This is a genomic window from Pseudomonas sp. Tav-5-1A (assembly GCF_055755055.1).
Window position 1 is genome coordinate 881,986 of sequence record NZ_CM146901.1, and the last position, 25,913, is coordinate 907,898.

The 25,913-nt window shown below is 62.8% G+C and carries 21 protein-coding genes and 1 other RNA gene; 11 read left to right on the top strand and 11 right to left on the bottom strand.

Features of this window, described 5'->3' with window-relative positions:
- Window positions 1-194: 194 nt before the first annotated feature.
- The 8 genes from AC0J42_RS04075 to AC0J42_RS04110 all read right to left on the bottom strand — a co-directional run bounded on the left by AC0J42_RS04075 (window position 195) and on the right by AC0J42_RS04110 (window position 10,230).
- A complete protein-coding gene (locus AC0J42_RS04075; RefSeq protein ID WP_473005326.1) occupies window positions 195-1,451 on the bottom strand; it encodes an integrase domain-containing protein in 1,257 nt (418 codons plus the stop codon).
- 188 nt (window positions 1,452-1,639) lie between these two features.
- Window positions 1,640-2,031, bottom strand: a transfer-messenger RNA (tmRNA) gene (ssrA, locus tag AC0J42_RS04080).
- Between the two features lie 94 nt (window positions 2,032-2,125).
- Window positions 2,126-2,407, bottom strand: a complete 282-nt coding sequence (locus AC0J42_RS04085) for a hypothetical protein (RefSeq protein ID WP_416422379.1) — start codon at window positions 2,405-2,407, stop codon at window positions 2,126-2,128.
- Window positions 2,408-2,697: 290 nt separating this feature from the next.
- Entirely contained in the window at window positions 2,698-5,508 is a 2,811-nt protein-coding gene (locus tag AC0J42_RS04090; protein ID WP_473005327.1) for an FAD-binding and (Fe-S)-binding domain-containing protein, read from the bottom strand.
- Complete coding sequence (locus tag AC0J42_RS04095) at window positions 5,505-6,176, bottom strand: LutC/YkgG family protein (RefSeq protein WP_473005328.1); 672 nt, start codon at window positions 6,174-6,176, stop codon at window positions 5,505-5,507. Before AC0J42_RS04095 ends, AC0J42_RS04090 begins: the two co-directional genes overlap by 4 nt.
- Window positions 6,173-7,621 (bottom strand): LutB/LldF family L-lactate oxidation iron-sulfur protein, encoded by a 1,449-nt coding sequence (locus tag AC0J42_RS04100; RefSeq protein WP_473005329.1) that lies wholly within the window; start codon window positions 7,619-7,621, stop codon window positions 6,173-6,175. The genes AC0J42_RS04095 and AC0J42_RS04100 overlap by 4 nt, the downstream gene beginning before the upstream one ends.
- Window positions 7,618-8,442 carry a (Fe-S)-binding protein gene (locus AC0J42_RS04105; protein WP_473005330.1) on the bottom strand — a complete coding sequence of 275 codons (825 nt, stop codon included), beginning with the start codon at window positions 8,440-8,442 and terminating at the stop codon, window positions 7,618-7,620. Before AC0J42_RS04105 ends, AC0J42_RS04100 begins: the two co-directional genes overlap by 4 nt.
- Before the next feature lie 93 nt (window positions 8,443-8,535).
- Window positions 8,536-10,230, bottom strand: a complete 1,695-nt coding sequence (locus tag AC0J42_RS04110) for a lactate permease LctP family transporter (RefSeq protein WP_473005331.1) — start codon at window positions 10,228-10,230, stop codon at window positions 8,536-8,538.
- 164 nt (window positions 10,231-10,394) lie between these two features.
- Here AC0J42_RS04110 and AC0J42_RS04115 point away from each other — a divergent pair, with 164 nt between their 5' ends.
- Window positions 10,395-11,162, top strand: a complete 768-nt coding sequence (locus AC0J42_RS04115; protein ID WP_416422385.1) for a GntR family transcriptional regulator — start codon at window positions 10,395-10,397, stop codon at window positions 11,160-11,162.
- Between the two features lie 111 nt (window positions 11,163-11,273).
- On the opposite strand, the gene smpB is transcribed toward AC0J42_RS04115, so the two are convergent.
- Window positions 11,274-11,756: an SsrA-binding protein SmpB gene (gene smpB / locus AC0J42_RS04120; protein WP_008373856.1), complete on the bottom strand. Its 483-nt coding sequence runs from the start codon at window positions 11,754-11,756 to the stop codon at window positions 11,274-11,276.
- Window positions 11,757-11,909: 153 nt separating this feature from the next.
- Here smpB and AC0J42_RS04125 point away from each other — a divergent pair, with 153 nt between their 5' ends.
- Both AC0J42_RS04125 and AC0J42_RS04130 read left to right on the top strand, forming a co-directional pair.
- The gene (locus AC0J42_RS04125; protein WP_416422386.1) at window positions 11,910-12,344 is read left to right on the top strand and encodes a type II toxin-antitoxin system RatA family toxin; all 435 of its coding nucleotides are present in this window, start codon (window positions 11,910-11,912) and stop codon (window positions 12,342-12,344) included.
- Entirely contained in the window at window positions 12,337-12,654 is a 318-nt protein-coding gene (locus AC0J42_RS04130) for an RnfH family protein (RefSeq protein ID WP_473005332.1), read from the top strand. The genes AC0J42_RS04125 and AC0J42_RS04130 overlap by 8 nt, the downstream gene beginning before the upstream one ends.
- A 41-nt stretch (window positions 12,655-12,695) precedes the next feature.
- Here AC0J42_RS04130 and AC0J42_RS04135 read toward each other — a convergent pair whose 3' ends face one another.
- Window positions 12,696-13,220: an outer membrane protein assembly factor BamE gene (locus tag AC0J42_RS04135; protein WP_416422388.1), complete on the bottom strand. Its 525-nt coding sequence runs from the start codon at window positions 13,218-13,220 to the stop codon at window positions 12,696-12,698.
- A 98-nt stretch (window positions 13,221-13,318) separates the two neighbouring features.
- Between AC0J42_RS04135 and fur the strand changes: the two genes are divergently transcribed.
- Window positions 13,319-13,723 carry a ferric iron uptake transcriptional regulator gene (gene fur, locus AC0J42_RS04140; protein ID WP_473006810.1) on the top strand — a complete coding sequence of 135 codons (405 nt, stop codon included), beginning with the start codon at window positions 13,319-13,321 and terminating at the stop codon, window positions 13,721-13,723.
- A 155-nt stretch (window positions 13,724-13,878) separates the two neighbouring features.
- On the opposite strand, the gene recN is transcribed toward fur, so the two are convergent.
- Window positions 13,879-15,555, bottom strand: a complete 1,677-nt coding sequence (recN, locus tag AC0J42_RS04145; RefSeq protein ID WP_473005333.1) for a DNA repair protein RecN — start codon at window positions 15,553-15,555, stop codon at window positions 13,879-13,881.
- A 231-nt stretch (window positions 15,556-15,786) separates the two neighbouring features.
- On the opposite strand from recN, the gene grpE reads away from it, so the two are divergent.
- From grpE to greA, 7 genes are all read left to right on the top strand, one after another.
- Window positions 15,787-16,353, top strand: coding sequence for a nucleotide exchange factor GrpE (grpE, locus tag AC0J42_RS04150; RefSeq protein WP_416422391.1), 567 nt, complete (start codon window positions 15,787-15,789; stop codon window positions 16,351-16,353).
- A 127-nt stretch (window positions 16,354-16,480) separates the two neighbouring features.
- Window positions 16,481-18,400: a molecular chaperone DnaK gene (gene dnaK / locus AC0J42_RS04155; protein ID WP_416422392.1), complete on the top strand. Its 1,920-nt coding sequence runs from the start codon at window positions 16,481-16,483 to the stop codon at window positions 18,398-18,400.
- 188 nt (window positions 18,401-18,588) lie between these two features.
- The gene (gene dnaJ / locus AC0J42_RS04160) at window positions 18,589-19,719 is read left to right on the top strand and encodes a molecular chaperone DnaJ (protein WP_416422393.1); all 1,131 of its coding nucleotides are present in this window, start codon (window positions 18,589-18,591) and stop codon (window positions 19,717-19,719) included.
- A gap of 10 nt (window positions 19,720-19,729) precedes the next feature.
- Entirely contained in the window at window positions 19,730-20,536 is an 807-nt protein-coding gene (gene dapB, locus AC0J42_RS04165; protein ID WP_416422394.1) for a 4-hydroxy-tetrahydrodipicolinate reductase, read from the top strand.
- 396 nt (window positions 20,537-20,932) lie between these two features.
- Window positions 20,933-22,069: a glutamine-hydrolyzing carbamoyl-phosphate synthase small subunit gene (gene carA / locus AC0J42_RS04170; protein WP_473005334.1), complete on the top strand. Its 1,137-nt coding sequence runs from the start codon at window positions 20,933-20,935 to the stop codon at window positions 22,067-22,069.
- 137 nt (window positions 22,070-22,206) lie between these two features.
- A complete protein-coding gene (gene carB / locus AC0J42_RS04175) occupies window positions 22,207-25,428 on the top strand; it encodes a carbamoyl-phosphate synthase large subunit (RefSeq protein ID WP_027981870.1) in 3,222 nt (1,073 codons plus the stop codon).
- Window positions 25,425-25,901, top strand: a complete 477-nt coding sequence (greA, locus tag AC0J42_RS04180) for a transcription elongation factor GreA (protein ID WP_473005335.1) — start codon at window positions 25,425-25,427, stop codon at window positions 25,899-25,901. Before carB ends, greA begins: the two co-directional genes overlap by 4 nt.
- Window positions 25,902-25,913 lie beyond the last annotated feature (12 nt).

A 25,913-nucleotide genomic window follows, 5' to 3' on the forward strand; every position in this document is an offset into this window, starting at 1 on the left:
TATCCACCGATGGAATTCCGTGGTAAATCCTGGACAACGTGGTCGCTTTTAGCTCTTTAAAGTAAGGTCCATCCAAACAGGGCGGCTTTGCAGCCCTGTTTGGATGGACCCGCGCTTAGAAGCGGATAAGCGAGGCTGCTTGCCCCGAATCTTGAACGTTCAGTTGTTGCTGCAGTTCTTGCGCCTGTACAGCGCTAGCGAATCGGCACCACGTTCTTGTCTCTGACTTGACCGTACGCTGAGGCGAGCAGGCTGCCGGTGGCGGCTTTCTGGATGTACTCACTCCACCAAGCCATCATCGGGCGCCGGCGTTCGATGTAGTCGGCTCGGTTGTAGGCACTCCTCACCTCATCCTTGTCGACGTGCGCCAGTGCGACCTCAATGAGCTCCGGGTCCCACCCATGCTCATTCAAGATAGTGCTGGCCATGGAGCGCATGCCGTGGCTGACTAATCGGTCCTGGAAACCCATGCGTTTCAACGCCATGTTGGCGGTTTGGCTATTGGCGTGGGTGCGCGGATTTCTGTCTGCCGGGAAGACGTATTCCCGATGGCCGCTGTGAAGCTTAAGAGAGTTCAGCAATGCGATTGCCTGGTCGCTCAATGGAATGCTGTGTGGTCGACGCTTTTTCATTCGCTCTGGCGGGATGGTCCAGATTCTTTTTTCGAAATCGATGTCTACCCAGCGAGTAGTCGCCGCCTCGGCAGGACGAGTCATGGTGTGCAGCTGCCATTCTATCAGGCAGCGAGTCGTGCGCTTGATACTCGCATTGGCGATTTCCAGCATTAGCTCGGGGAGCTGTTCGGGAGGAAGTGCAGCCATGTTCTCTTTCTTCGGTTTCTTGAACACCGCGCGAATTCCATTCAGTGGATTCGCATGTATCAGTCCAGAGTTGACCCCATAGGTCATGATTTCGTTGAGCCGTTGGCTCAATCGCTTCACGGTTTCAAGGCTGCCTTTAGCCTCGATTGGACGAAGGAACTTGATGACCATCGGGGCGGTGATTTGCGAGAGCGGTGTTGTTTTCATGCTTGGGAAAACATGAAGCGTGAGCGAGCGCCAAATGTCCTCGGCGTAGGCCTTGGTTACCGAGTCTTTCTTCAGCTCGAACCACGCCGTGGCCACCTTCTCGAAGGTGTGTTCAGTCTCAGCGAGTTTGGTTTGCCTTACCTCGTCCCGTTGGACTTTTGGATCAATGCCCAGGGCGAGCAGCTCGCGTGCCTCCACAGCTTTTTTCCGAGCGTTGGCTAATGAGAGGTCTGGGTAGGGACCGAGCGCCATGTTGATACGGCTTCTGGTCAACGGTTCGCGGTAATTGAAGTTCCACATCATCGAGCCGCTAGCTCTGACGCGAAGCTGCAGGCCGTCACCGTCGCTGAGGACGAAATCCTTACCGGTTGCCTTGACCGCCTTGAGCTGGCGGTCGGAGAGACGGGTTGCTTGAGTAGGCATGAGAGCTACCTCGGGGCACCGTTTTGGTATCCTAAAAATAGCACTGGGTAGCCCGGGATACCACCTGGGATACCATACCGTCTGGAACTCCAAAAACCTCTCTGGCCCTTAAAAGCGCTGTAAGTCATTGATTTAAGTGAATTTAAGGCACAAAAAAAGACGTCCGTGGACGTCTTTAGATGTTGAAATGGTGGAGCCGGGGGGATTTGAACCCCCGTCCGCCAGTACTCTGCTGTCGGTTCTACATGCTTAGCCGTGTCTACTAAGTTAACCCTCGGCCGCCCGACGGGCAGGGTGCTTCAGGCGAGTTGTGTAAGTTTTAGGCGCTTCGTCCACAACGTACTAGGCGACGATTCTGTTCTATATGACAATCGCTTCGAGTTTACAGACATCCTCTAACGATTGCTGGAGCCGAAGCTACCAGAAGGGAAAGCTAACACCGCTTACGCGGCGAGAGCGAATTCCCCGTAATTGTCATCATTGGCAATTATAAAGTTTGCAACAGTGGATTTACGAGTTCTGTTACCCACTCGGCATGCACCTAGAGTTTCGTTACCGGCGTCGAATCCTAATCGGCCCCGCTTTCTGCTCTTGCCTGTCCGCGCTAGCGGGCAGGACGCTCAGTGTACGGCAAAACGTGGCGGGAGTCGACCGTCTGTCACGTCTGGACGGCTTTACTGCGATTTGCCGTCGGTGTTGGTGGCTTTGTCGATGTCGCCCAGCACGCGGGTGGACAGGGCGATGCAGGTTTTCTTGTCGCCGCTGGCCTGGGCGGCCTGGGCTTTCTGGATGTCTTCCTTGTTGGTTTCCATGATTTGCGCGGAGGCGCTGCCGGCGGTTTTGTCGGCGTCGTCGATTTTCTGCAGGTTGGCGGCGCACAGGTCGTCGGCGGCGAAGGCGTGGGAGGTCATCAGGGCGGCGGCCATGCACAGGCCGGTCAGGGTAAGGCGTTTCATGGTAAGTCTCCTCGACGTGGAAGACTCGGCAGCGCCGACCAGGAAAGGCTCAGGCACCGAGCGCGATTGAGCCTTTTTAGCAGGCCTTGATAGATGGACTTTGGGGGGTGCAAGGGGTTCGAAATATTTGCGCGGCGATAGTGTGAAAAAGCCATTTCAATTGCAACAGAATACTTCTGTAGCCGCTGCCGCAGGCTGCGCTGGGCGGTATGAACCCTGAAGATTTTCAGTGAGTCATAGGGCCAGCGCAGCCTGGCGGCAGCGGCTACGGGGTCGGCGTGGTTCAGGCCTCAGAGTGCCCGTGGGCGGGTGACGCGGTCTACCAGGTAGACCAGGCTGTGGTAGTCGATGCCGCTGTGGCTGCTCAGGCCTATTTCACAGGTGCGGCTGGTGGAGATGCCTTCTTCGCAGTAGTGGACGGCATCCTTTAGCGTGCGCAGGGCGTGGTCGTTGAGTTCGGGGGTGGTGAAGCCTTTGTCGCCGGCGAAGCCGCAGCAGTGGATGCCTTCGGGGATGACGACGTTTGTGCTGCAGCGCCGTGCCAGGTCGATGAGCGCTTGGCTTTCGCCCAGGTGCTGGGTGCTGCAGGTGACGTGCACGGCAATGGGCGTGTCTTGCGGGGTGAACACCAGTTTGTCCAGCAGGTGGGTGCGGATGAAGCGCACCGGGTCGTAGAGGTCCAGGCGGGTGTCGGTAAGGTCCTGCACCAGGCGCAGGGTGCAGGGGCTGGTGTCGCAGTAGATGGGGTCGAGGCCGCCGCGGCTGGCGGTGAGCAGGGCGGCGATGAGTTCCTGGCGTTTGTGTTCGGCCTGCTCGGGGTAGCCTTTGGAGGCGAAGGGCTGGCCGCAGCAGAGGCTGTCCTGGTTGGCGGGGAATATGACCTGGTAGCCGGCTTTTTCCAGCAGGCCACGGGTTTTGTCGAGCAGGGACGCTTGTTCGCGGTCGCTGGCGGCCGGGCCCATGACGCGGGACACGCAGGCGGCCAGGTACACCACGCGGGGGCGGGCGTCGGTGACCGGGGGGGTGATGCGGAAGGCGTTTTCCGGTTGCGGCATGGCGGCGGTCCACAGCGGCACGCGGCCTTTGGAGGCGCGGGTGAGGCTGGCGGACAGGCTGGCCAGGCGCGGCGCGCCTAGCAGCAGGCGCGCGCCGTTGGCCACGTGCAGGGTGAAGCGTGCGCCCTTGAGTGCGGTGCTGAAGTGTTCGCCCAGCCAGGTGGCGGCCTTGAGGTTGTGGGCGTTGCGGGCGCGCAGCTTTTTCACCAGTTCGCCGGTGTTGATGCCCACCGGGCAGCGCTGGGCGCACAGGCCGGTGGCGGCGCAGGTGTCGATGCCCTGGTATTGGAAGTCCTGTTCCAGGGCGGTGGTGTCGGTGCCGGCGCGTTTTTTCGCCTGGATGTCGCGCCACATCACGATGCGCTGCCGGGGGCTGAGGGTCAGGCCTTTGGACGGGCACACCGGTTCGCAGAAGCCGCACTCGATGCATTTGTCGACGATGTCGTCGGCGGCGGGCAGTGGCTTCAGATTTTTCAGATGGATCTGTGGGTCTTCGCTGAGCACCACGTCAGGGTTGAGGATGCCGGTGGGGTCGAGCAGGCGCTTGAGCTGCCACATCAGCTGGTAGGCGTCGTGGCCCCATTCCAGTTCGACGAAGGGCGCCATGTTGCGGCCGGTGCCGTGCTCGGCTTTCAGCGAGCCGCCGAATTCCACCGCCACCAACTGCGCCACGTCGTCCATGAAGGCCTGGTAGCGCGCCACTTCCGCGGGGTTGTTGAAGCCCTGGGTGAAGACGAAGTGCAGGTTGCCCTCCAGGGCATGGCCGAACAGGATGGCTTCGTCGTAGCGGTGTTTGTCGAACAGGGCGATGAGGCGGTTGACGCCGATGGCCAGTTGTTCGACCGGGAAGGTCACGTCTTCGATGATCACCGTGGTGCCGGTCTGGCGCACGGCGCCCACGGCCGGGAAGGTGTCTTTGCGGATGGCCCACAGGCGGGCGTTTTCCACCGGGTCTTCGCTGAAGTCGACCTGGCGTTCCACCGGGAACGGCGCCAGGGCGGCCATGATCAGCGCCAGTTGTTGGTGCAGCAGGGCCTGGCTGGCGGCGCGGCTTTCGATCAGCAGGGCGCAGGCGCCGTCGGACAATTCGCGGACGAACGCGGGCATGCCCTTCATGTTCTGCACCGAGCGCAGGCTGCGGCGGTCCAGCAGTTCCACGGCGGCCACCGGTTGGGTCTTGAGCACGGTGACGGCGTTGCAGCAGGTTTCCACGCTGGGGAAGACGATCAGCGCCGAGGCCTTGAAAGGGTGGTCGATGACGGTGTCGTAGGTGACAGCGCTGATGAAGCCCAGGGTGCCTTCGGAGCCGACCAGCAGGTGGCTGAGGATGTCCAGCGGGTCGTCGTAGTCCACCAGGGCGTTGAGTGACAGGCCGGTGGTGTTTTTCAGACGGTATTTGTGGCGGATTCGTGCGGCCAGTTCTGCGTTGGCGCGGGTCTCGCGGCCCAGTTCCGCCAAACGGTCGAGCAGGGCGCCGTGGCTGTGGCGGAAGGCGGCGACGCTGGCCGGGTCTTCGCTGTCCAGGCGCGTGCCGTCGGCCAGCACCAGGCGGATGCCGGCCAGGGTGTGGTAGGTGTTCTGCGCGGTGCCGCAGCACATGCCGCTGGCGTTGTTGGCGACGATGCCGCCGATTTTGCAGGCGTTGATCGACGCCGGGTCGGGGCCGATCTTGCGCCCGAACGGCGCCAGCCAGGCGTTGGCCTGGGCGCCGATGACGCCGGGTTGCAGGCGGATCTGCGTGCCCTGGCCACGTATTTCGCGGCCGTTCCAGTTGTCGCCCAGCACCAGCAGCACCGAGTCGCTGATGGCCTGGCCGGACAGGCTGGTGCCGGCGGCGCGGAAGGTGACGGGCACCTGGTGCTGGTGGGCCAGCTTGAGCAGCGCCACCACTTCGTCTTCGGACTCGACGCGAATCACCAGCTTGGGAATCAGCCGGTAGAAGCTGGCGTCGGTGCCGAAGGCCAGGGTGGAGGTGGGGTCGTCGAAACGGCGTGCGGCCGGTATCAGCTGGCAGGCGTCACGCAGGAAGGCAGCGGGCAGGCTCATTGGTCCTCCAGAATCAGTACCACCAGGTCCTTGGGCCCGTGGGCGCCATAGGCCAGCACCTGTTCGATGTCGGCGGTCTTCGATGGCCCGGAGATTAGCAGTGCGTTGGTGGGCATGCCGGCGGCCCAGTTGAACTGGTGTTGCACGCTGTAGAGGTTGTCGTGGATCTGGCTGGCCTTCAGCAGGGCGAAATGCACCGGCGGCACCAGGCTCATCAGCCGCGGTTCCTCGCGGGTCGGCCACAGGATCAGGCTGCCGGTGGCGGCGATGGCGCCCAGGGTGCTGGTGAGGCCGGCGCTGGTGTGGTTGAACAGCTCGGCTTTCCACTCCTCTACCGGACGGTCGTAGGCTTTCAGGGTTGGCAGGCCAGGCTCGCTTTGCCAATGGGCGCTGACGCGCTGGCCGTGGGGCGTGCCGGGGGCGATCAGCAGGTTGGGCAGTTGGCGGTCGCGCAGCAGCTGCGCCAGCAACGCTGGCCAGGCGGCGTCGGTGGTCAGGTGGATTTCGGTGTGCACGGCTTCCATCAGCTTGCGCAGCTGGGCCAGGCGCTCGCCTTGTGGATAAGTCCACGGGCGGGTGACCAGGGCTTCGTCGAAGTTATCCACAATGGGCGTGGTGCCGGTCAGGCTGTGCCGCAGTTTCCCCAGAATGTTCTGCTTGGCGCTCATTTGTTGTCTCCCAGGTGGTCGCGAGCCAGGTCGTGCAGTGAGCGCGCGGCGGGTTGTGGGGCGCTGTGGTTTTGCGTCCAGGGGCCGACGTTGCTCGGCGCCAGGCGGCGCAGGCGCGTGGCGCAGAAGCTGAACGCGCGGTACAGCAGCGGCGAGCGGTTGAGCGTGGCCCAGGCGTTCCAGATGAAGCGTTCCTTGCGCGAATACTTGCTGCCCTGGCCGCGCATCACTGGGTTTGGACTGTCCGGCGCCTTGACGTTTTCTTCGCGCAGGCGCCGCAGGATGGCCGGGATGGGGATTTTCACCGGGCACACTTCACCGCAGGCGCCGCACAGCGACGAGGCGCTGGGGTGGTCTGGCACCTTGGCCAGGCCCACCAGGTGCGGGGTGATGATTTTGCCGATGGGGCCGGGGTACACCTCGCCGTAGGTGTGGCCGCCGACGCGGGTGTACACCGGGCAGTGGTTCATGCAGGCGCCGCAGCGGATGCAGTTGAGGGTCTGGCGCAGTTCGCTGTCGGCGAAGGCCTGGCTGCGGCCGTTGTCCAGCAGCACCAGGTGCACTTCCTGGGGGCCGTCCAGCTCGTCGGCCTTGCGCGGGCCGCTGATCATGTTGACGTAGGTGGTGATGGGAATGCCCAAGGCCGAGCGGGTCAGCAGCGACAGCAGGGGCACGGTGTCACGTAGGTTTTCCACCACCTTCTCGATGCCGGTGACGGCGATGTGCACGGGCGGCACGCTGGTGGTCATGCGGCCGTTGCCTTCGTTTTCCACCAGCAGCAGGGTGCCGGTCTCGGCCACGGCGAAGTTGACGCCGGACACGCCGATGTCGGCCTCGAAGAATTTCTGCCGCAGCACGCGGCGGCCGATCTGGATCAGATGGTCGACATCCTGGGTGTATTCCACGCCGAGTTTGTCGTGGAACAGCGACGCCACCTGGCCGGCGTTCTTGTGGATGGCCGGCATGATGATGTGCGACGGTTTCTCGTGGTCCAGCTGGACAATGTACTCGCCCATGTCGGACTCCAGGCATTCGATGCCGCGGGCCTCCAGGGCGTGGTTCATTTCCATCTCTTCGCTGACCATGGACTTGCCCTTGATCACTTGGCGCGCGCCGTGGGCGTCGATGATGCCCTGGACGATGGCATTGGCCTGGTCCACGGTCTCGGCCCAGTGCACCTTGACGCCGTTGCGGGTGAGGTTGCGCTCCAGGGTTTCCAGCAGGTCGGGCAGCTTGGACAGGGCGCGGGCGCGGATGGCGTTGCCCAGGGCGCGCAGTTGCTCGCGCTCGTCGGGGTCGGCGAAGGCCACGGCGCGCTTGGTCATCAGCGAGTCCATGGCGGTGCGGAAGTTGTTGCGCAGTTGCGTGTCGCCCAAGGCCTGGTGGGCGCGGGTGCGGAAATCGTCTTCGATTTCGACGGCGGGAATGCGTGCCTGGCTGGTCATTGGCCACCCCCGCTGCGCTGCCACAGGAAGGTGGCCAGGTGTTGGCCGCGCAGGGCTTCGCGTTGTTTTTCCAGGGCGCCGTTGATGTTCATCAGGCAGCCGCAGTCGGCGCTGAGCACCTGGTGGGCGCCGGACTCCTTCAGGTTGCGGGTCTTGTCGGCCACCATGGCGCCGGAAATGTCCGGCATGCGCACGCTGAAGGTCCCACCGAAGCCGCAGCATTCGCTTTCATGGCTGTGCTCCACGCGCTCGACGTTGCCGAGTTGCGCCAGCAGGGCGCGGCCGTGCAGGTGGGTGTTCATTTCGCGGCGGGCGGAGCAGGAGGTGTGCAGCGCCACTTTCACCGGTTGGCCGCGGTCCTTGAGCTGCACCTTGCACACGTGCAGCAGGAATTCGGCCAGCTCATAGGTGCGTTCGGCCAGGGCCTGCACCTGCTCGAACATTTCAGGCTCGTCCTTGAACAGGTCGGCGTAGTGCTGGCGCAGCATGCCGGCGCAGGAGCCCGAGGGCACCACCACCGGTTGGTCGTTGGCGAACAGCTTGAGCTGCGCGCGCGCCACTTCGCGGGCCTGGTCGGTGTAGCCGCTGGTGTAGGCCGGCTGGCCGCAGCAGGTCTGGCCCCGGGGGAAATCGACGCGGATGCCTTCGCGTTCCAGCAGGCGGATCGCGTCCATGCCGGCCTCGGGGTAGAACAGGTCGACCACGCAGGTGCCGAACAGGTACACCCGCGCAGGCTTCGCCGCAGGGTAGCGGCGCGGCTGGGGAATGGGGGGCGCAACGCGGGTGGCGTTGGGCATGGCGTTGTGGAAAAGCTCGCTCATCAGGCGTTGTCTCCGGGTTGGCCCGGTTAGCCGGCCGCGAGGGCCGGGGTTATCAGTACCGGCGCCGCCCAGGGCAGCGCCGGGCGTGTTGCATCAATGCACCAGCATGCCGGTGAACCAGTAGGCCTGGGCCAGGGTGATCAGGCCGACGATGGTGGCGAAGAACAGGCTGTGCTTGAGCGTAAAGCGGAACAGGTCCGACTCCTTGCCCACCAGGCCGGTGGCGGCGCAGGCCACGGCGATGGACTGCGGCGAGATCATCTTGCCGGTCACGCCACCGCTGGTATTGGCGGCCACCAGCAGGGTGTCGCTGACGTTGATCTGGTGCGCGGTGGTGGCCTGCAGCGAGCTGAACAGTGCGTTGGAGGAGGTGTCGGAACCGGTCAGGAACACCCCCAGCCAGCCCAGGAACGGCGAGAAGAACGGGAACGCCGTGCCGGTGGCCGCCAGCACCAGGGCCATGGTCGAAGACATGCCCGAGTAGTTGGTGACGAAGGCGAAGGCCAGCACCATGCCGATGGACAGGATGGGCCAGCGCAGCTCGAACAGGGTTTCAAAGAAAGTGGTAAGACCAATCTTCGCCTTGATCTTCAGCACGGCCATGGAGATCAGCGCGGCGAGGAAGATGGCGGTGCCGGTGGCGGCAATCGGGTCCAGCTTGAACACCGCGGCGATGGGCGTTGGCGTGGCGGCAATCGGCGCCATCTTGATCACCAGTTGGTCCAGGTGCGGGATGGCGAAGTTGAACACCGTCGAGTACATGGCGCCGCCGGCGGCGAACAGTGCCTTGAAGGGTTTCAAGGTCCAGATGGTCACCAGCACGGTGAGGATCAGGAACGGCGACCAGGCCTTGAAGATCTCGCCCAGGCTGTAGGGCGAGACCAGCTGCGTGCGTGGCTTGCCGAAGCCGCCGACGCTGGCCACGGCCGATGCGCCCTCGGCGGTGCCGGCAATGTGGTCGCCGGCGCTGCGGTGCGGCTGCCAGACTTTCAGGAACAGGGTCAGGGCGATAAGGCTGACCAGCGCCGAGGTGATGTCCGGCAGTTCCGGGCCAATGAAGTTGGAGGTGAAGTACTGGGTGATGGCGAAGCTGGCGCCGGCCACCAGGGCGGCTGGCCAGGTTTCGCGCACGCCGCGCATGCCGTCCATCATGAACACCAGCCAGAACGGTACGAACACCGACAGCAGCGGCAGCTGGCGGCCGGCCATGGCGCCGATCTTGAAGGCGTCGATGCCCGTGACCTGGCCGGCGACGATGATCGGGATGCCCAGGGCGCCGAACGCCACGGGCGCGGTGTTGGCGATCAGGCACAGGCCGGCGGCGTACAGCGGGTTGAAGCCCAGGCCCACCAGCAGCGCCGCGGTGATGGCCACGGGTGCACCGAAGCCGGCGGCGCCTTCCAGGAACGCACCGAAGCAGAAGCCGATCAGCAGCACCTGCAGGCGCTGGTCGTCGGTGATGGACAGCACCGAGCTGCGGATGATTTCGAACTGGCCGCTCTTCACGGTGAGCTTGTAGAGGAACACCGCCGCCACGATGATCCAGGCGATGGGCCACAGGCCGTAGATGAAGCCATAGCCGGCGGCCGCCAGGGCCATGTCGGCGGGCATGCCGAAGGCGAAGATCGCCACCAGCACCGCTAGCACCAGGGTGATGCTGCCGGCCACGTGGCCTTTGAGGCGCAACACGGCCAAAGCGAGGAAGAAGAAGACGATCGGGATGACGGCGGCGAGGGCGGATAAACCGAGGCTGCCGAGCGGGCTGTAGAGTTGTTGCCAGGTTTGCATGTGGGGTGGCCCCTAATTGTTGTTGGTCAGGCACTGCACTGGCATTGGCAAATTGGTAATACCAATTTACAATGCATGTGTGCTAGGTTAGAGGCCCTGCTGTCAGTGTGTCAATTTGTCACCCTGAAACTTTGGTCGCAGTTGGATGAGTGGTGAGGTGTTTCATGGCGTTTGATCAGGTGCGGCAGCGCCGTCTGTCCGACGATATCGTCGAGCGGCTGGAAGGGATGATTCTGGAAGGCACCCTGCGTGCCGGTGAGCGGCTGCCTGCCGAGCGGGCGTTGGCGGAGCAGTTTGGCGTGTCACGGCCGTCGTTGCGCGAGGCCATCCAGAAGCTGGTGGCCAAGGGCATGCTGATGAGCCGGCAGGGCGGTGGTAACTATGTCGTGGAGTCGCTGGGGTCTACCTTCAGCGACCCGCTGATGCAGCTGCTGGAAAGCAACCCCGAGTCCCAGCGCGATTTGCTGGAGTTTCGCCACACCCTGGAGGCGTCCTGCGCGTTTTACGCGGCCAAGCGCGCCACCGAGCTGGACCGGGAGCGGTTGAAGGTAGCGTTCGAGGCGTTGCTGGATTGCTATGCGCGGGAAGACAACGTGACCCGGGCCGAGGAGGGCGCGGCCGACGCCAATTTCCACCTGGCCATTGCCGAGGCCAGCCACAACGCGGTGTTGCTGCACACCATTCGCGGGTTGTTCGACCTGCTCAAGCGCAACGTGGTGATCAACATTGGTGGCATGTACCAGCAGCGCAGCGAGACCCGCGACATGCTGATCAGCCAGCACCGCGAGCTGTACGAGGCCATTATCGAGGGGCGTGCCGAAGACGCCCGGGAGATCTCCAGCCGGCATATCCTGTATGTGCAGGAAGTGCTGGATGAAGTCAGGCAGCAGGTGCAGCGCGTGGCGCGGGCCGAGCGGCGCAAAGGCCTGTAACCCCACCCCGTAGCAGCTGCCGAAGGCTGCGTCACCCCCCCCGCGCGATACACCTGATGATCGCGCGGCGGCCGTGACGCGGCCTGTGGCCGCTGCTACGGGTGGTGTTGGTTACTCGTCCTTGCCCTTGGTGCGCACGGCGCGGTGCAATTCGCGGTCGGAATCGCGCTCGCGCTCGGTATGGCGCTTGTCGTATTCCTTCTTGCCCTTGCCCAGCGCGATTTCGCACTTGATCAGGTGCTGCTTCCAGTACATGGACAGCGCCACGCACGCGTAGCCTTTCTGTTGCACCAGGGTGAACAGTTTTTCCAGCTCGCGCTTGTTCAGCAGCAGTTTACGGGTACGTACCGGGTCAGCGATGACGTGCGTACTGGCCGCGGTCAAGGGCGTGATATGGCTGCCCAGCAGCCAGGCTTCGCCATCCTTGAGCAGGACGTAGCTGTCGATCAACTGCGCCTTGCCGGCACGCAGACTTTTTACTTCCCAACCGGACAGGACCAGACCGGCCTCGAACTTGTGCTCGATGAAGTAATCGTGTCGCGCCTTCTTGTTCTGCGCGATAGTCCCTTCGGGGTGTTTCTTTTGTTTGGCCATAGGGGGCGCATTATAGGCAGTCGCGACGTTGTCGGCTACGGTGAAGCTACGTGCTTGAGCCCGTGCGGTGAATCCCGGACAATGCGCGATCTTTTTTGATCACCTGGGCCTGGTTGCTGTCGACTGATAGGCACCGGAGGAAATGACGCACTCATGACTACTCATATCCAACGTTCGGCCTTGCTGCCTTACCCTGCGCAGGCCTTGTATGACCTGGTCAACGATGTGGCTAACTACCCGCAGTTCCTGCCCTGGTGCTCGTCCAGCACGGTTTTGGAAAACACTGACACCTTGATGCGCGCCAGCCTCGAAGTGGCCAAGGGCGGGCTCTCGCAGAAATTTGTCACACGAAATGTACTGGTGCCTGGCAGGTCCATCGAGATGAACCTCGAGGAAGGCCCGTTCACCCAACTGCATGGCCTGTGGGTGTTCAAGCCGCTGGGCGAGAAGGCCTGCAAGATCAGCCTCGACATGTCCTTCGACTACGCCGGCTCCATTGTGCGCGCCACCCTGGGCCCACTGTTCAACCAGGCCGCCAACACCATGGTCGATGCGTTCTGCCAGCGCGCCAAGCAGCTCTATGGCTGAGGCAAGCCTGGAGGTGGAAGTGGTATTTGCCGCCGTGGACCGGCAGGTGCTGCTGAGCGTGCAGGTGCCGGTGGGTTGCTCGCTGCGTGAAGCGGTGGAGCGCTCGGGCATTGCCGCGCACTTCCCCGGGCTGGATGTACTGGCCTGCCCCATGGGTGTATTCGGCAAGGTGGCGGCGGACCCGTCCCGCCCGGTGGAGGCAGGGGAGCGCATCGAGCTGTACCGCCCGCTGATCGCCGACCCCAAGGAGGTGCGACGTATGCGCGCAGCCAAGGCCGCGGAAGCTGCGAGGTTACGCGCAGGCGAATAAAAAAGCCCCGGCACTGGCCGGGGCTTTTTTGTACCAACCGCTTACTGCGGGTTGGCTTCGATCGGTGCTGGCGTAGGCACTGGCACCACTTTCACGTCGTCGACGCTGCGCTGGATCTGGTCCAGGGTGGAGCCCGGCTTGGCCGGTGCTTCCTTGGCCGGCTGCGGCGCGTTTTCGGCCGGTTCAGCAGGCGCTGCGGCGGGAGTGCCGAGGATGGTCTGGTCCTTGCTGACGCCAGGCATGAAGTCGCCCGACAGGCTGGCCAGTTGATCGTTCTCGTTGAAGAAAACGCTCATCCGTTCCTGCTGGCGTTCGCCGCCACCTGGTTGGATACTGTAGAGGTAATCCCAGCGATTGGCGTGAAACGTATCGACAAGCAGAGGGTTGCCCATGATAAACCGTACTTGCCGGCGGGTCATTCCCGGGCGCAACTGGTCTATCATGTCCTGCGTGACGACATTGCCCTGCTGGATGTCGATTTTGTAAACCCCGGGGAATGAACAACCGGCGAGTGCGAGCAGTCCCACGAAGGTGAGGCTGAATAGCAAGTGCTTGGTGTTTTGCATCGGTGGGCGACTTCCACTATCTTGGCTGGGACAACGTAAACCCCGATCATACCCGCATTAAGAGAAGCTGCGAAGCAGCATCGGCGAGAAAGCTGACCATGGTTGAAAATAGCGAGTTACGAAAAGCCGGCCTCAAGGTGACCCTGCCTCGAGTCAAGATCCTGCAAATGCTTGACGCTGCAGAGCAACGCCACATGAGTGCCGAGGATGTCTACAAGGCACTGATGGAAGCAGGCGAAGATGTGGGCCTGGCCACGGTTTACCGTGTACTGACCCAATTCGAAGCTGCTTCCCTGGTGGTGCGCCATAACTTCGATGGCGGCCATGCCGTGTTCGAGCTGGCTGACAATGGCCACCACGACCACATGGTTGACGCGGATACCGGTGAGGTCATCGAGTTTGTCGACGAGGAAATCGAGAAACTGCAACACGCCATCGCCGCGCGTCATGGTTATGAGTTGGTTGACCATAACCTGGTACTGCACGTACGCAAGAAGAAGTAATAGACCTGCGTGACGAACGAAGGCGGCCTTAGGGCCGCCTTTGTGCTTTCTGGGCAGAGATCGTTGTGGGAGCTGGCTTGCCAGCGAGTTTTTGGGGCCTCAACAGCTCGCTGGCAAGCCAGCTCCCACAGAGGTTTTCAGAGAGATTATCGTCATCAGCCGCAGCGGGCGGTGACTACCATCTTTTTCGCGTGGGCCAGGGATTCCTTGGTCAGGTCGATGCCGCCCAGCATCCGCGCCACCTCTTCCACACGCTCTCCTTTATTAAGGCTGGCCACCGCCGTGCGGGTTTCGTCGCTGCCGCGCTGTTTGTGCACGAACAGGTGGTGATGGCCTTGCGCTGCTACTTGCGGCAGGTGGGTGACGGTCAGCACCTGGCCGCGCTCGCCCAGGCGGCGCAGCAGTTGGCCGACGATCTCGGCAGTAGGGCCGCCGATGCCCACGTCCACTTCGTCGAACACCAGGGTCGGCACCCGCGAGGTTTGTGCGGTGATTACCTGGATGGCCAGGCTGATGCGCGACAGCTCGCCGCCCGAGGCCACCTTGGCCAGGGGCTTGAGCGGCTGGCCGGGGTTGGCGCTGACCAGCAGTTCCACCTGCTCCAGGCCATGGGGCAGCAGTTCGTCGCCGGCATGGGGGCGCAGTTCGATGGTGAATCGCCCGCCCGGCATGCCCAGGCGCTGGATTTCCACTTCCACTGCGGCGGCCAGCTGGGTGGCGGCTTGCGTGCGCAGGCCGCTGAGTTCGCGGGCGTGCTCCTGGTAGTGACGGGCGTAGGCTTTCACTTCGTCGGCCAGGCGCTCGATGGCCTCGTCGTTGGCGTTCAACGTCTCGATTTCGTCCAGCAGCTTCTGTTGCAGCGCCGCCACTTCGGTGGGGTGGATGCGGTGCTTGCGCGCCAGGGTATAGATGGTGTCCAGGCGCTCTTCCAGTTGCTGCAGGCGCGCCGGGTCGGCGTCGAAGTGGTCGAGGAAGCGGTTCAGCTCCCCCACGGCTTCTTCTACCTGGATCTGCGCGCTGGACAGCATGCTGGCCGCCTCGCCCAGGGCGCGCGGGGCGTTATGCACCGCGGTCAGGCGGTTGAGGCTGGCGGTGAGGGCGCTGAGCACGTTGCCCGAGTCGTTCTCGCTGCAATGGTCGATCACCTGGCGGCAGATGCCGAACAGTGCCTCGGCGTTGGTCAGGTTCTTGTGTTCCTGCTCCAGCAGCTCCAGTTCGTTGTCGCCCAGGTTTAGGTTCTCCAGCTCTTCCAGCTGGTAGCTGAGCAGCTGGTGGCGGGCGCGCTGTTCGTCGCCGGAGTTCGACAGGCGGTCGAGCTCCTGGCGGGTCTGGCGCCATTTCTGTGCGGCCAGCTGCACCTGGCGGGCCAGGTCGGTGGCGCCGGCGTACTCGTCCAGCAGGCGCCGGTGGGTGTCGGTTTTCAGCAGAGACTGGTGCTCGTGCTGGCTGTGGATATCGATCAGCAGCTCGCCCAGCGCCTTCAGGTCGCCGAGCGGGCAGGGCGTGCCGTTGATATAGCCGCGCGAACGGCCTTCGGCGGTGATGACCCGGCGCAGGATGCACGGGCTGTTGTTGTCCAGGTCGCGCTCGGCCAGCCAGGTGCGCGCCTCGGGAATGTCGCCCAGGTCGAAGGTGGCGAGGATGTCGGCCTTGTCGGCACCCGGTCGAACTACGCCGCTGTCGGCGCGGTCACCTAGGGTGAGCCCCAGCGCGTCGAGCATGATGGACTTGCCCGCGCCGGTCTCGCCGGTGATCACGCTCATGCCGCGTGCGAGCTCAAGGTCCAGGTGTTCGACGATGGCGTAGTTGTGTACGGATAGGTGCACCAGCATGGGGCGGCTCCCTGGGTAAAAAGATCTGGTTATTTATACAGTGTTTTTATTTGCCCTGACAATGCCTGCGCTTAGCACCATTGGCTTGCCTGGCGGTTTTTTTAATCGCCAGCGGTGATTTGCCAATGTGCACGCGGCAACACAAAGGCCCTTGAAGCTGAGAATTGCGACCCCATATAGCGGGCAGAAGCGCGAGTCGAGCTCGCAGACGAAATTGAAAGGAGAACCCTTATGGCTGACGAACAGACTCTGGACGAACAGAACCTCGAAGCAAACCAGGCTGGTGAAGCTGGCGCAGAAGACCTCGCCGCGCGGGTGAAAACCCTCGAGGAGCAGCTGGCTGCCGCCCAGGACCAGTCGCTGCGCGTGGCTGCCGACCTGCAGAACGTGCGTCGCCGTGCCGACCAGGACGTGGAAAAGGCGCACAAGTTCGCCCTGGAAAAATTTGCCTCCGACCTGCTGCCGATCATGGACAGCCTGGAACGTGGCGTTGAACTGAGCAGCGCCGATGACGAAGCCCTGCGCCCGATGCGCGAAGGCATGCAGCTGACGCTGAAGATGTTCGAGGACACCCTCAAGCGCTACAACCTGGAAGCCATCGACCCGCACGGCCAGCCGTTCAACGCCGAGCACCACCAGGCCATGGCCATGCAGGAAAGCGCTGACGTCGAGCCAAACAGCGTGCTGAAAGTGTTCCAGAAGGGCTACCAGCTCAACGGTCGCCTGTTGCGCCCGGCCATGGTCGTGGTCAGCAAGGCCCCGGCGCCGGTGTCGCCATCGATCGACGAGCAGGCGTGAAACTTCTGTTAATGGGTGGCCTTGAAATTCCTCCAAGGGCCCCCATTTTGATGTCAAGCGTTTAAGTGCTACCGCAGACAGCCACTACTGCTGCGGCATCCAAATCCAAAGTTTCGGGAGAGTTAACATGGGCAAGATTATCGGCATCGACCTGGGGACCACCAACTCCTGCGTCTCCATTCTGGAAAACGGCAAGGCCAAGGTCATCGAGAACGCTGAAGGCGCTCGTACCACCCCATCGATCATCGCCTACGCCAACGACGGCGAAATCCTGGTTGGCCAGTCGGCCAAGCGCCAGGCCGTCACCAACCCGCACAACACCCTGTACGCGGTAAAGCGCCTGATCGGCCGCCGTTTCGACGAAGAAGTCGTGCAGAAAGACATCCAGATGGTCCCTTACAAGATCGTCAAGGCTGACAACAGCGACGCCTGGGTGGAAGTGAACGGCCAGAAAATGGCTCCGCCACAGATTTCCGCCGAAATCCTGAAGAAAATGAAGAAAACCGCCGAAGATTACCTCGGCGAGGCAGTGACTGAAGCGGTCATCACCGTGCCTGCCTACTTCAACGACAGCCAGCGCCAGGCCACCAAGGATGCCGGTCGCATCGCAGGTCTCGACGTAAAACGCATCATCAACGAACCAACCGCAGCCGCACTGGCCTACGGCATGGACAAGGCCAAGGGCGACCACACCGTGATCGTCTACGACCTGGGTGGCGGTACCTTCGACGTGTCGGTCATCGAGATCGCTGAAGTCGACGGCGAGCACCAGTTCGAAGTACTGGCTACCAACGGCGACACTTTCCTGGGTGGCGAAGACTTCGACATCCGCCTGATCGACTACCTCGTCGACGAGTTCAAGAAAGAAACCGGCATGAACCTGAAGGGTGACCCCCTGGCCATGCAGCGTCTGAAAGAAGCCGCTGAAAAAGCCAAGATCGAGCTGTCCTCCAGCCAGTCGACCGACGTCAACCTGCCGTACATCACTGCAGACGCCACCGGTCCTAAGCACCTGAACGTGAAAATCTCGCGTGCCAAGCTGGAATCGCTGGTTGAAGACCTGGTTCAGCGCACCATCGAGCCTTGCCGCATTGCCCTGAAAGACGCCGGTATCGACGTTGGCTCGATCAACGACGTGATCCTGGTCGGCGGCCAGACCCGTATGCCGCTGGTACAGAAAGCCGTTACCGACTTCTTCGGTAAAGAAGCCCGCAAGGACGTAAACCCTGACGAAGCCGTTGCCATGGGTGCTGCCATCCAGGGCGCCGTACTGGCCGGTGACGTGAAAGACGTACTGCTGCTGGACGTCAGCCCGCTGACCCTGGGTATCGAAACCATGGGTGGCGTGATGACCGCGCTGATCGAGAAAAACACCACGATTCCTACCAAGAAATCGCAAGTGTTCTCGACTGCCGACGACAACCAGAGCGCCGTGACCATCCACGTGCTGCAGGGCGAGCGCAAGCAAGCCGCGCAGAACAAGTCGCTGGGCAAGTTCGACCTGTCCGAGATCCCGCCAGCCCCACGCGGTGTGCCACAGATCGAGGTGACCTTCGACATCGACGCCAACGGCATCCTGCACGTAGGCGCGAAAGACAAGGCTACCGGCAAGACCCAGTCGATCGTGATCAAGGCCAACTCGGGCCTGTCTGATGAAGAAATTCAACAGATGATCCGCGACGCCGAAGCGAACTCGGAAGAAGACCGCAAGTTCGAAGAACTGGCCGCTGCCCGCAACCAGGGTGACGCGCTGGTGCACTCGACTCGCAAGATGGTCACCGACGCGGGCGACAAGGTCACCGCCGAAGAGAAAACCGCTATCGAAGCGGCCGTGGTTGCCCTGGAAGCCGCTGTCAAAGGCGACGACAAGGCTGCCATCGACGCCAAGGTCGAAGAGCTGTCGAAAGTCAGCGCGCCGGTTGCCCAGAAGATGTACGCCGAGCAGGCCGAACAGCCTGCAGGCGCGGCAGCCCAGCCTGCTGAAGAAGCCGGCAAGCACGACGACGTCGTCGACGCCGAGTTCGAAGAAGTCAAAGACCACAAGTAATTACTGCTTGTTGTCGGCCAGTTGACTGCCCTTTGGCAGTCGCTGGTAGGATGTCGCCGCGCGGGGGCTTGCTCCCGCGTTGGCGTGTCTGGAATAGACGAATTTTTACAGCATGCGACTGACTCGGATGCTGTCGGCACGGTCGGAGGCCCTCGTGCGCTCCGACGTCCTGAAGAGACAATAGAACTATGTCAAAGCGTGACTATTACGAGGTTCTAGGGGTCGAGCGCGGCTCCAGCGAAGCCGATCTGAAAAAGGCCTATCGCCGCCTGGCGATGAAGCACCACCCGGACCGTAACCCGGGCGACAAAGCGTCGGAAGACATGTTCAAGGAGGCCAACGAGGCCTACGAAGTGCTGTCCGACTCCAGCAAGCGCGCAGCCTACGACCAGTACGGCCACGCCGGTGTCGACCCAAGCATGGGTGGCGGTGGCGGCTTTGGCGGCGGCGGTGCCAACTTCTCCGACATCTTCGGCGACGTATTCAGCGACTTCTTCGGTGGCGGCGGCCGTGGCGGCTCTCGCGGCGGCGCCCAGCGCGGCAGCGACCTGCGCTACACCCTGGAACTGAACCTGGAAGAAGCGGTGCGCGGCACCACGGTCAGCATTCGCGTGCCGACCCTGGTCAACTGCAAGCCGTGCGACGGCTCGGGCGCCAAGAAAGGCTCCGCGCCGGTCACCTGCCCAACCTGTGGCGGTATCGGCCAGGTGCGCATGCAGCAGGGCTTCTTCTCGGTGCAGCAGACCTGCCCGCGCTGCCATGGCCAGGGCAAGATCATTTCCGACCCGTGCGAATCCTGCCGTGGCGAAGGCCGCGTGGAAGAGTACAAGACCCTGTCGGTGAAAGTGCCGGCTGGCGTCGACACCGGTGACCGCATCCGCCTGTCGGGCGAAGGCGAGGCCGGCACCCAGGGCGGCCCGACCGGCGACCTGTACGTGGTGATCAACGTGCGCGAGCACGACATCTTCCAGCGCGACGGCAAGCACCTGTACTGCGAAGTACCGATCAGCTACACCGAGGCTGCCCTGGGTGGCGAGCTGGAAGTGCCGACCCTGGACGGCCGCGTGAAGCTGAAGATCCCCGAAGGCACCCAGACCGGCAAGCAGTTCCGCCTGCGTGGCAAGGGCGTGGCCCCTGTGCGTGGCGGCGGTGCTGGCGACCTGATGTGCCGCGTGGCGGTGGAAACCCCGGTCAACCTCAGCCGCCGTCAGCGCGAGCTGCTGGAAGAGTTCCGCTCCACCCTGGAAGGCGACAGCTCGCATTCGCCCAAGGCCAGCGGCTGGTTTGAAGGCGTGAAGCGCTTCTTCGGCGATCTGTAAGGAATCTGGCATGAGACGTATTGCGGTGATGGGCGCTGCCGGGCGCATGGGCAAGAACCTGGTCGAGGCCGTGCAGCAGCGCGCGCCGCTGACCGGCCTGACCGCGGCGATCGTTCGCCCGGGCAGCACGATGATTGGCGCCGACGCCGGCGAGCTGGCCTCGCTGGGCCGTATCGGCGTGCAGTTGACCGGCAACCTGGAGCAGGTGGCGGATGAATTCGATGTGCTCATCGACTTCACCCTGCCGGACGTGATGCTGAAGAACCTGGCCTTCTGCCGCAAGGCAGGCAAGGCCATGGTCATCGGCACCACCGGCCTGAATGCCGAGCAGAAGCAGTTGCTGGTGGAGGCGGGCAAGGACATCCCGATCGTCTTCGCTTCCAACTTCAGCGTCGGCGTGAACCTGTCGTTCAAGCTGCTGGACCTGGCGGCGCGGGTGATGGGCGAAGAGGCCGACATCGAGATCATCGAGGCTCACCACCGCAACAAGGTCGACGCGCCTTCGGGCACGGCCGTGAGCATGGGTGAAGTGGTGGCCAAGGCCCTGGGGCGCGACCTGTCCAAGGTGGCGGTCTATGGCCGTGAAGGCCACACCGGCGTGCGTGAGCGCGACACCATCGGCTTCGCCACCGTGCGTGGCGGTGACGTGGTGGGCGACCACACCGTGCTGTTCGCCGCCGAAGGCGAGCGCCTGGAGATCACCCACAAGGCCTCCAGCCGCATGACCTTCGCCAAGGGCGCCGTTCGCGCTGCCCTGTGGCTGGATGGCAAGGCTGCTGGCCTGTACGACATGCAGGATGTGCTGGACCTGCATTGATCAATTGTGGGAGCTGGCTTGCCAGCGAGTTTTTGGGGGTATCAACAGCTCGCTGGCAAGCCAGCTCCCACAAGGGCTGCGTCCCGTCGCCGCACCGTGGTGCGGTCGATGGGATTGCCGGGGGCGAAAAAGCTCGCTGGCAGGCCTGCTCCCACGTACAATTGCGGCTCCAGACCCCGTTTTACCCCCGCCACGCGATTCCTTGTCGCATTCCTCTGCCTTTCAGGCTCATTGGCGGTAGATAAAAAAATCATTTTTCTGTAAGCTACAGCTTTAGTGTGTCCACTAAAAGCGCGCAGATAATTCGATGAAGAAGCGGGGTGACGTGTCTATACGTCATTCCGCTTTTTTACAACCTGCGATCGCCCTTTCAGGTTTTATTTACGGGAGGTCTTCTTGACTAAGCCAGCCATACTTGCCCTTGCTGATGGCAGCATTTTTCGCGGTGAAGCCATTGGCGCCGACGGCCAGACTGTCGGTGAGGTGGTGTTCAACACCGCAATGACCGGCTATCAGGAAATCCTTACCGATCCTTCCTATGCCCAGCAAATCGTTACCCTGACCTACCCGCACATCGGCAACACCGGCACCACCGCCGAAGACGCCGAGTCGAACCGCGTCTGGTCCGCCGGCCTGGTCATCCGTGACCTACCACTGGTTGCCAGCAACTGGCGCAACACCCAGCCCCTGGACGAATACCTGAAGGCCAACAACGTCGTTGCCATCGCCGGTATCGACACCCGTCGCCTGACCCGCATCCTGCGTGAGAAAGGCGCCCAGAACGGCTGCATCATGGCCGGTGACAACATTTCCGAAGAAGCCGCCATCGCCGCCGCTCGCGCCTTCCCAGGCCTGAAGGGCATGGACCTGGCCAAGGAAGTGACCACCAAGCAAGCCTACCAGTGGCGCTCCAGCGTCTGGAACCTGGCCACCGACAGCCACCCGGAAATCGCCGACAGCGAACTGCCGTACCACGTGGTTGCCTACGACTACGGCGTCAAGCTGAACATCCTGCGCATGCTGGTAGAGCGCGGTTGCCGCCTGACCGTGGTGCCGGCGCAAACCCCTGCCGCCGACGTGCTGGCCCTCAATCCTGACGGCGTGTTCCTGTCCAACGGCCCGGGCGACCCCGCGCCATGCGACTACGCTATCCAGGCCATCAAGGAAGTGCTGGAAACCGAGATCCCGGTCTTCGGCATCTGCCTGGGCCACCAGCTGCTGGCCCTGGCCTCCGGCGCCCAGACCGTGAAGATGGGCCACGGCCACCACGGTGCCAACCACCCGGTCCAGGACCTGGACACCGGCGTTGTGATGATCACCAGCCAGAACCACGGTTTTGCCGTTGACGAGGCGACCCTGCCGAGCAACGTGCGGGCGATCCACAAGTCGCTGTTCGACGGTACCCTGCAGGGCATCGAGCGCACCGACAAGAGCGCGTTCAGCTTCCAGGGCCACCCTGAAGCCAGCCCAGGCCCGAACGACGTGGCCCCGCTGTTCGACCGCTTCATCGACGCCATGGCCCAGCGCCGCTGAGTGAAGCTGTTGGAAGCGTAACGCGCGCCGTGCAGGCCCCGCTTCAAGCGGAGACAGCCTGCCCGGCGCCGCCAAAGAATGTTCAAGGCGGCTCGCCTGAGGGCCTGCCGACTGACCTGCGGATTTGAGTGACAACCATGCCAAAACGTACAGACTTAAAAAGCATCCTGATTCTCGGCGCCGGCCCCATCGTGATCGGCCAGGCCTGTGAATTCGACTACTCCGGCGCCCAGGCCTGCAAGGCCCTGCGCGAAGAGGGCTACCGCGTCATCCTGGTGAACTCCAACCCGGCCACCATCATGACCGACCCGGACATGGCCGACGCCACCTACATCGAGCCGATCAAGTGGCAGACCGTTGCCAAGATCATCGAGAAAGAGCGTCCGGACGCCGTGCTGCCAACCATGGGTGGCCAGACCGCCCTGAACTGCGCCCTGGACCTGGAACGCGAAGGCGTGCTGGAAAAGTTCGGCGTGGAAATGATCGGTGCCAACGCCGACACCATCGACAAGGCTGAAGACCGTTCGCGTTTCGACAAGGCCATGAAGTCCATCGGCCTGGCGTGCCCGCGTTCCGGCATCGCCCACTCCATGGAAGAAGCCAACGCGGTCCTCGAGACCCTGGGCTTCCCGTGCATCATCCGTCCATCGTTCACCATGGGCGGCACCGGTGGCGGCATCGCCTACAACCGTGAAGAATTCGAAGAAATCTGCGCCCGTGGCCTGGACCTGTCGCCGACCAAGGAACTGCTGATCGACGAATCGCTGATCGGTTGGAAAGAGTACGAGATGGAAGTGGTCCGCGACAAAAAGGACAACTGCATCATCGTCTGCTCCATCGAGAACTTCGACCCGATGGGCGTGCACACCGGTGACTCGATCACCGTTGCCCCTGCACAGACCCTGACCGACAAGGAATACCAGATCCTGCGTAACGCCTCCCTGGCGGTGCTGCGCGAGATCGGCGTGGAAACCGGCGGTTCGAACGTGCAGTTCGGTATCTGCCCGAACACTGGCCGCATGGTCGTGATCGAGATGAACCCGCGCGTATCGCGTTCCTCGGCACTGGCTTCGAAAGCCACCGGCTTCCCGATCGCCAAGGTCGCGGCCAAGCTGGCTGTTGGCTACACCCTGGACGAACTGCAGAACGACATCACCGGCGGCAAGACCCCGGCGTCTTTCGAGCCGTCCATCGACTACGTCGTCACCAAGCTGCCACGCTTCGCCTTCGAGAAATTCCCGAAAGCCGACGCCCGCCTGACCACCCAGATGAAATCCGTGGGTGAAGTCATGGCCATCGGCCGTACCTTCCAGGAATCCCTGCAGAAAGCCCTGCGCGGCCTGGAAGTGGGTGTTTGCGGCCTGGACCCGAAAGTCGAGCCAAGCAACCCCGAGTTCCACAGCATCCTGAAGCGCGAACTGACCGTGCCGGGCGCCGAGCGCATCTGGTACGTGGCCGACGCCTTCCGTTCGGGCATGACCTGCGACGAAATCTTCGCCCTGACCGCTATCGACCACTGGTTCCTGGTGCAGATCGAAGACCTGATCAAGGACGAAGAGCGCGTCAAGACCCTGGGCCTGGCCGACATCGACAAGGCCCTGATGCTGAAACTCAAGCGCAAGGGCTTCTCGGACCAGCGCCTGGCCAAGCTGCTGGGTGTTACCGACAAGAACCTGCGTCGTCACCGCCACAAGCTGGAGATCTTCCCGGTCTACAAGCGCGTTGACACCTGCGCCGCCGAGTTCGCCACCGACACCGCCTACCTGTACTCCACGTACGAGGAAGAGTGCGAGGCCAACCCGTCGACCCGCGACAAGATCATGATCCTGGGTGGTGGCCCGAACCGTATCGGCCAAGGCATCGAGTTCGACTACTGCTGCGTACACGCGGCCCTGGCGCTGCGTGCCGATGGTTACGAAACCATCATGGTCAACTGCAACCCGGAAACCGTGTCCACCGACTACGACACCTCCGACCGCCTGTACTTCGAGCCGCTGACCCTGGAAGACGTGCTGGAAGTGGTACGCGTCGAGAAGCCGAAAGGCGTGATCGTCCAGTACGGCGGCCAGACCCCGCTGAAACTGGCCCGTGCCCTGGAAGAAGCCGGCGTGCCGATCATCGGCACCAGCCCTGACGCCATCGACCGCGCCGAAGACCGTGAGCGCTTCCAGCAGATGGTCCAGCGCCTGAACCTGCTGCAGCCGCCAAACGCCACTGTGCGCAGCGAAGAAGAAGCCATCCGCGCTGCCGGCGCCATCGGCTACCCGCTGGTGGTGCGCCCGTCCTACGTACTGGGCGGCCGTGCGATGGAAATCGTCTACGAACTGGACGAGCTGAAACGCTACCTGCGTGAAGCGGTGCAAGTGTCCAACGACAGCCCGGTGCTGCTGGACCACTTCCTCAACTGCGCCATCGAGATGGACGTGGATGCGGTCTGCGACGGCACCGACGTGGTGATCGGCGCGATCATGCAGCACATCGAGCAGGCTGGTGTTCACTCCGGTGACTCCGCGTGCTCGCTGCCACCGTACTCGCTGCCTGCCCACGTGCAGGACGAAGTGCGCGAGCAGGTCAAGAAGATGGCCCTGGAACTGGGCGTGGTCGGCTTGATGAACGTGCAGCTGGCCCTGCAGGGCGACAAGATCTACGTGATCGAAGTCAACCCGCGCGCCTCGCGTACCGTACCGTTCGTGTCCAAGTGCATCGGCACTTCGCTGGCCATGATCGCTGCCCGCGTGATGGCTGGCAAAACCCTGAAAGAGCTGGGCTTCACCAAGGAAATCATTCCTAACTTCTACAGCGTGAAAGAGGCGGTCTTCCCGTTCGCCAAATTCCCTGGCGTAGACCCGATCCTGGGCCCAGAGATGAAGTCCACCGGTGAAGTCATGGGTGTCGGCGACACCTTCGGCGAAGCCTTCGCCAAGGCCCAGATGGGCGCCAGCGAAGTGCTGCCTACCGGCGGCACCGCGTTCATCAGCGTGCGTGACGACGACAAGCCACTGGTGGCTGGCGTTGCCCGCGACCTGATCGCCCTGGGCTTCGAAGTGGTTGCCACCGCTGGCACCGCGCGCGTCATCGAAGAAGCCGGCCTGAAAGTACGCCGTGTGAACAAAGTGACCGAAGGTCGCCCGCACGTGGTCGACATGATCAAGAACGACGAAGTCACCCTGATCATCAACACCACCGAAGGCCGTCAGTCGATCGCTGACTCCTACTCCATCCGTCGCAACGCGCTGCAGCACAAGATCTACTGCACCACGACCATTGCTGCTGGCGAAGCGATCTGCGAAGCGTTGAAGTTCGGTCCGGAAAAGACCGTGCGTCGCTTGCAGGATCTTCACGCAGGATTGAATGCATGAATAAATACCCCATGACCGTCCAGGGCGCTCGCGCCCTGGAGGAAGAGCATGCCCACCTGACCAAGGTCGTGCGCCCCAAGCTTAGCCAGGACATCGGCACTGCCCGTGAACTGGGTGACCTCAAGGAAAACGCCGAGTACCACGCTGCCCGCGAACAGCAGGGAATGGTCGAGGCGCGCATCCGTGACATCGAAGGCCGCCTGCAGAACGCCGTGGTCATCGACGTCACCACCATCGAGCCTACCGGCAAGGTGATCTTCGGCACTACCGTCGAGATCGCCAACGTCGAGACCGACGATCGGGTCAAGTACCAGATCGTTGGCGAAGACGAAGCCGACATCAAGCTGGGCAAGATCTCGGTCGGCTCGCCGATCGCGCGCGCCCTGATTGCCAAGCAGGAAGGCGACGTGGTGGTGGTCAAGACGCCTGGCGGCGTTATCGAGTACGAGATTGTCGAAGTCAGCCACATTTGAAAAACGTCGCCC

Coding starts and splice junctions, on each gene's coding strand:
- AC0J42_RS04125 (WP_416422386.1), top strand. CDS start 11,910: ATGACTACTCATATCCAACGTTCGGCCTTGCTGCCTTACCCTGCGCAG.
- greA (WP_473005335.1), top strand. CDS start 25,425: ATGAATAAATACCCCATGACCGTCCAGGGCGCTCGCGCCCTGGAGGAA.
- fur (WP_473006810.1), top strand. CDS start 13,319: ATGGTTGAAAATAGCGAGTTACGAAAAGCCGGCCTCAAGGTGACCCTG.
- AC0J42_RS04085 (WP_416422379.1), bottom strand. CDS start 2,407: ATGAAACGCCTTACCCTGACCGGCCTGTGCATGGCCGCCGCCCTGATG.
- carB (WP_027981870.1), top strand. CDS start 22,207: ATGCCAAAACGTACAGACTTAAAAAGCATCCTGATTCTCGGCGCCGGC.
- dapB (WP_416422394.1), top strand. CDS start 19,730: ATGAGACGTATTGCGGTGATGGGCGCTGCCGGGCGCATGGGCAAGAAC.
- grpE (WP_416422391.1), top strand. CDS start 15,787: ATGGCTGACGAACAGACTCTGGACGAACAGAACCTCGAAGCAAACCAG.
- AC0J42_RS04110 (WP_473005331.1), bottom strand. CDS start 10,230: ATGCAAACCTGGCAACAACTCTACAGCCCGCTCGGCAGCCTCGGTTTA.
- AC0J42_RS04100 (WP_473005329.1), bottom strand. CDS start 7,621: ATGACCAGCCAGGCACGCATTCCCGCCGTCGAAATCGAAGACGATTTC.
- AC0J42_RS04090 (WP_473005327.1), bottom strand. CDS start 5,508: ATGAGCCTGCCCGCTGCCTTCCTGCGTGACGCCTGCCAGCTGATACCG.
- smpB (WP_008373856.1), bottom strand. CDS start 11,756: ATGGCCAAACAAAAGAAACACCCCGAAGGGACTATCGCGCAGAACAAG.
- AC0J42_RS04130 (WP_473005332.1), top strand. CDS start 12,337: ATGGCTGAGGCAAGCCTGGAGGTGGAAGTGGTATTTGCCGCCGTGGAC.
- recN (WP_473005333.1), bottom strand. CDS start 15,555: ATGCTGGTGCACCTATCCGTACACAACTACGCCATCGTCGAACACCTG.
- AC0J42_RS04105 (WP_473005330.1), bottom strand. CDS start 8,442: ATGAGCGAGCTTTTCCACAACGCCATGCCCAACGCCACCCGCGTTGCG.
- AC0J42_RS04095 (WP_473005328.1), bottom strand. CDS start 6,176: ATGAGCGCCAAGCAGAACATTCTGGGGAAACTGCGGCACAGCCTGACC.
- AC0J42_RS04135 (WP_416422388.1), bottom strand. CDS start 13,220: ATGCAAAACACCAAGCACTTGCTATTCAGCCTCACCTTCGTGGGACTG.
- dnaK (WP_416422392.1), top strand. CDS start 16,481: ATGGGCAAGATTATCGGCATCGACCTGGGGACCACCAACTCCTGCGTC.
- AC0J42_RS04115 (WP_416422385.1), top strand. CDS start 10,395: ATGGCGTTTGATCAGGTGCGGCAGCGCCGTCTGTCCGACGATATCGTC.
- AC0J42_RS04075 (WP_473005326.1), bottom strand. CDS start 1,451: ATGCCTACTCAAGCAACCCGTCTCTCCGACCGCCAGCTCAAGGCGGTC.
- dnaJ (WP_416422393.1), top strand. CDS start 18,589: ATGTCAAAGCGTGACTATTACGAGGTTCTAGGGGTCGAGCGCGGCTCC.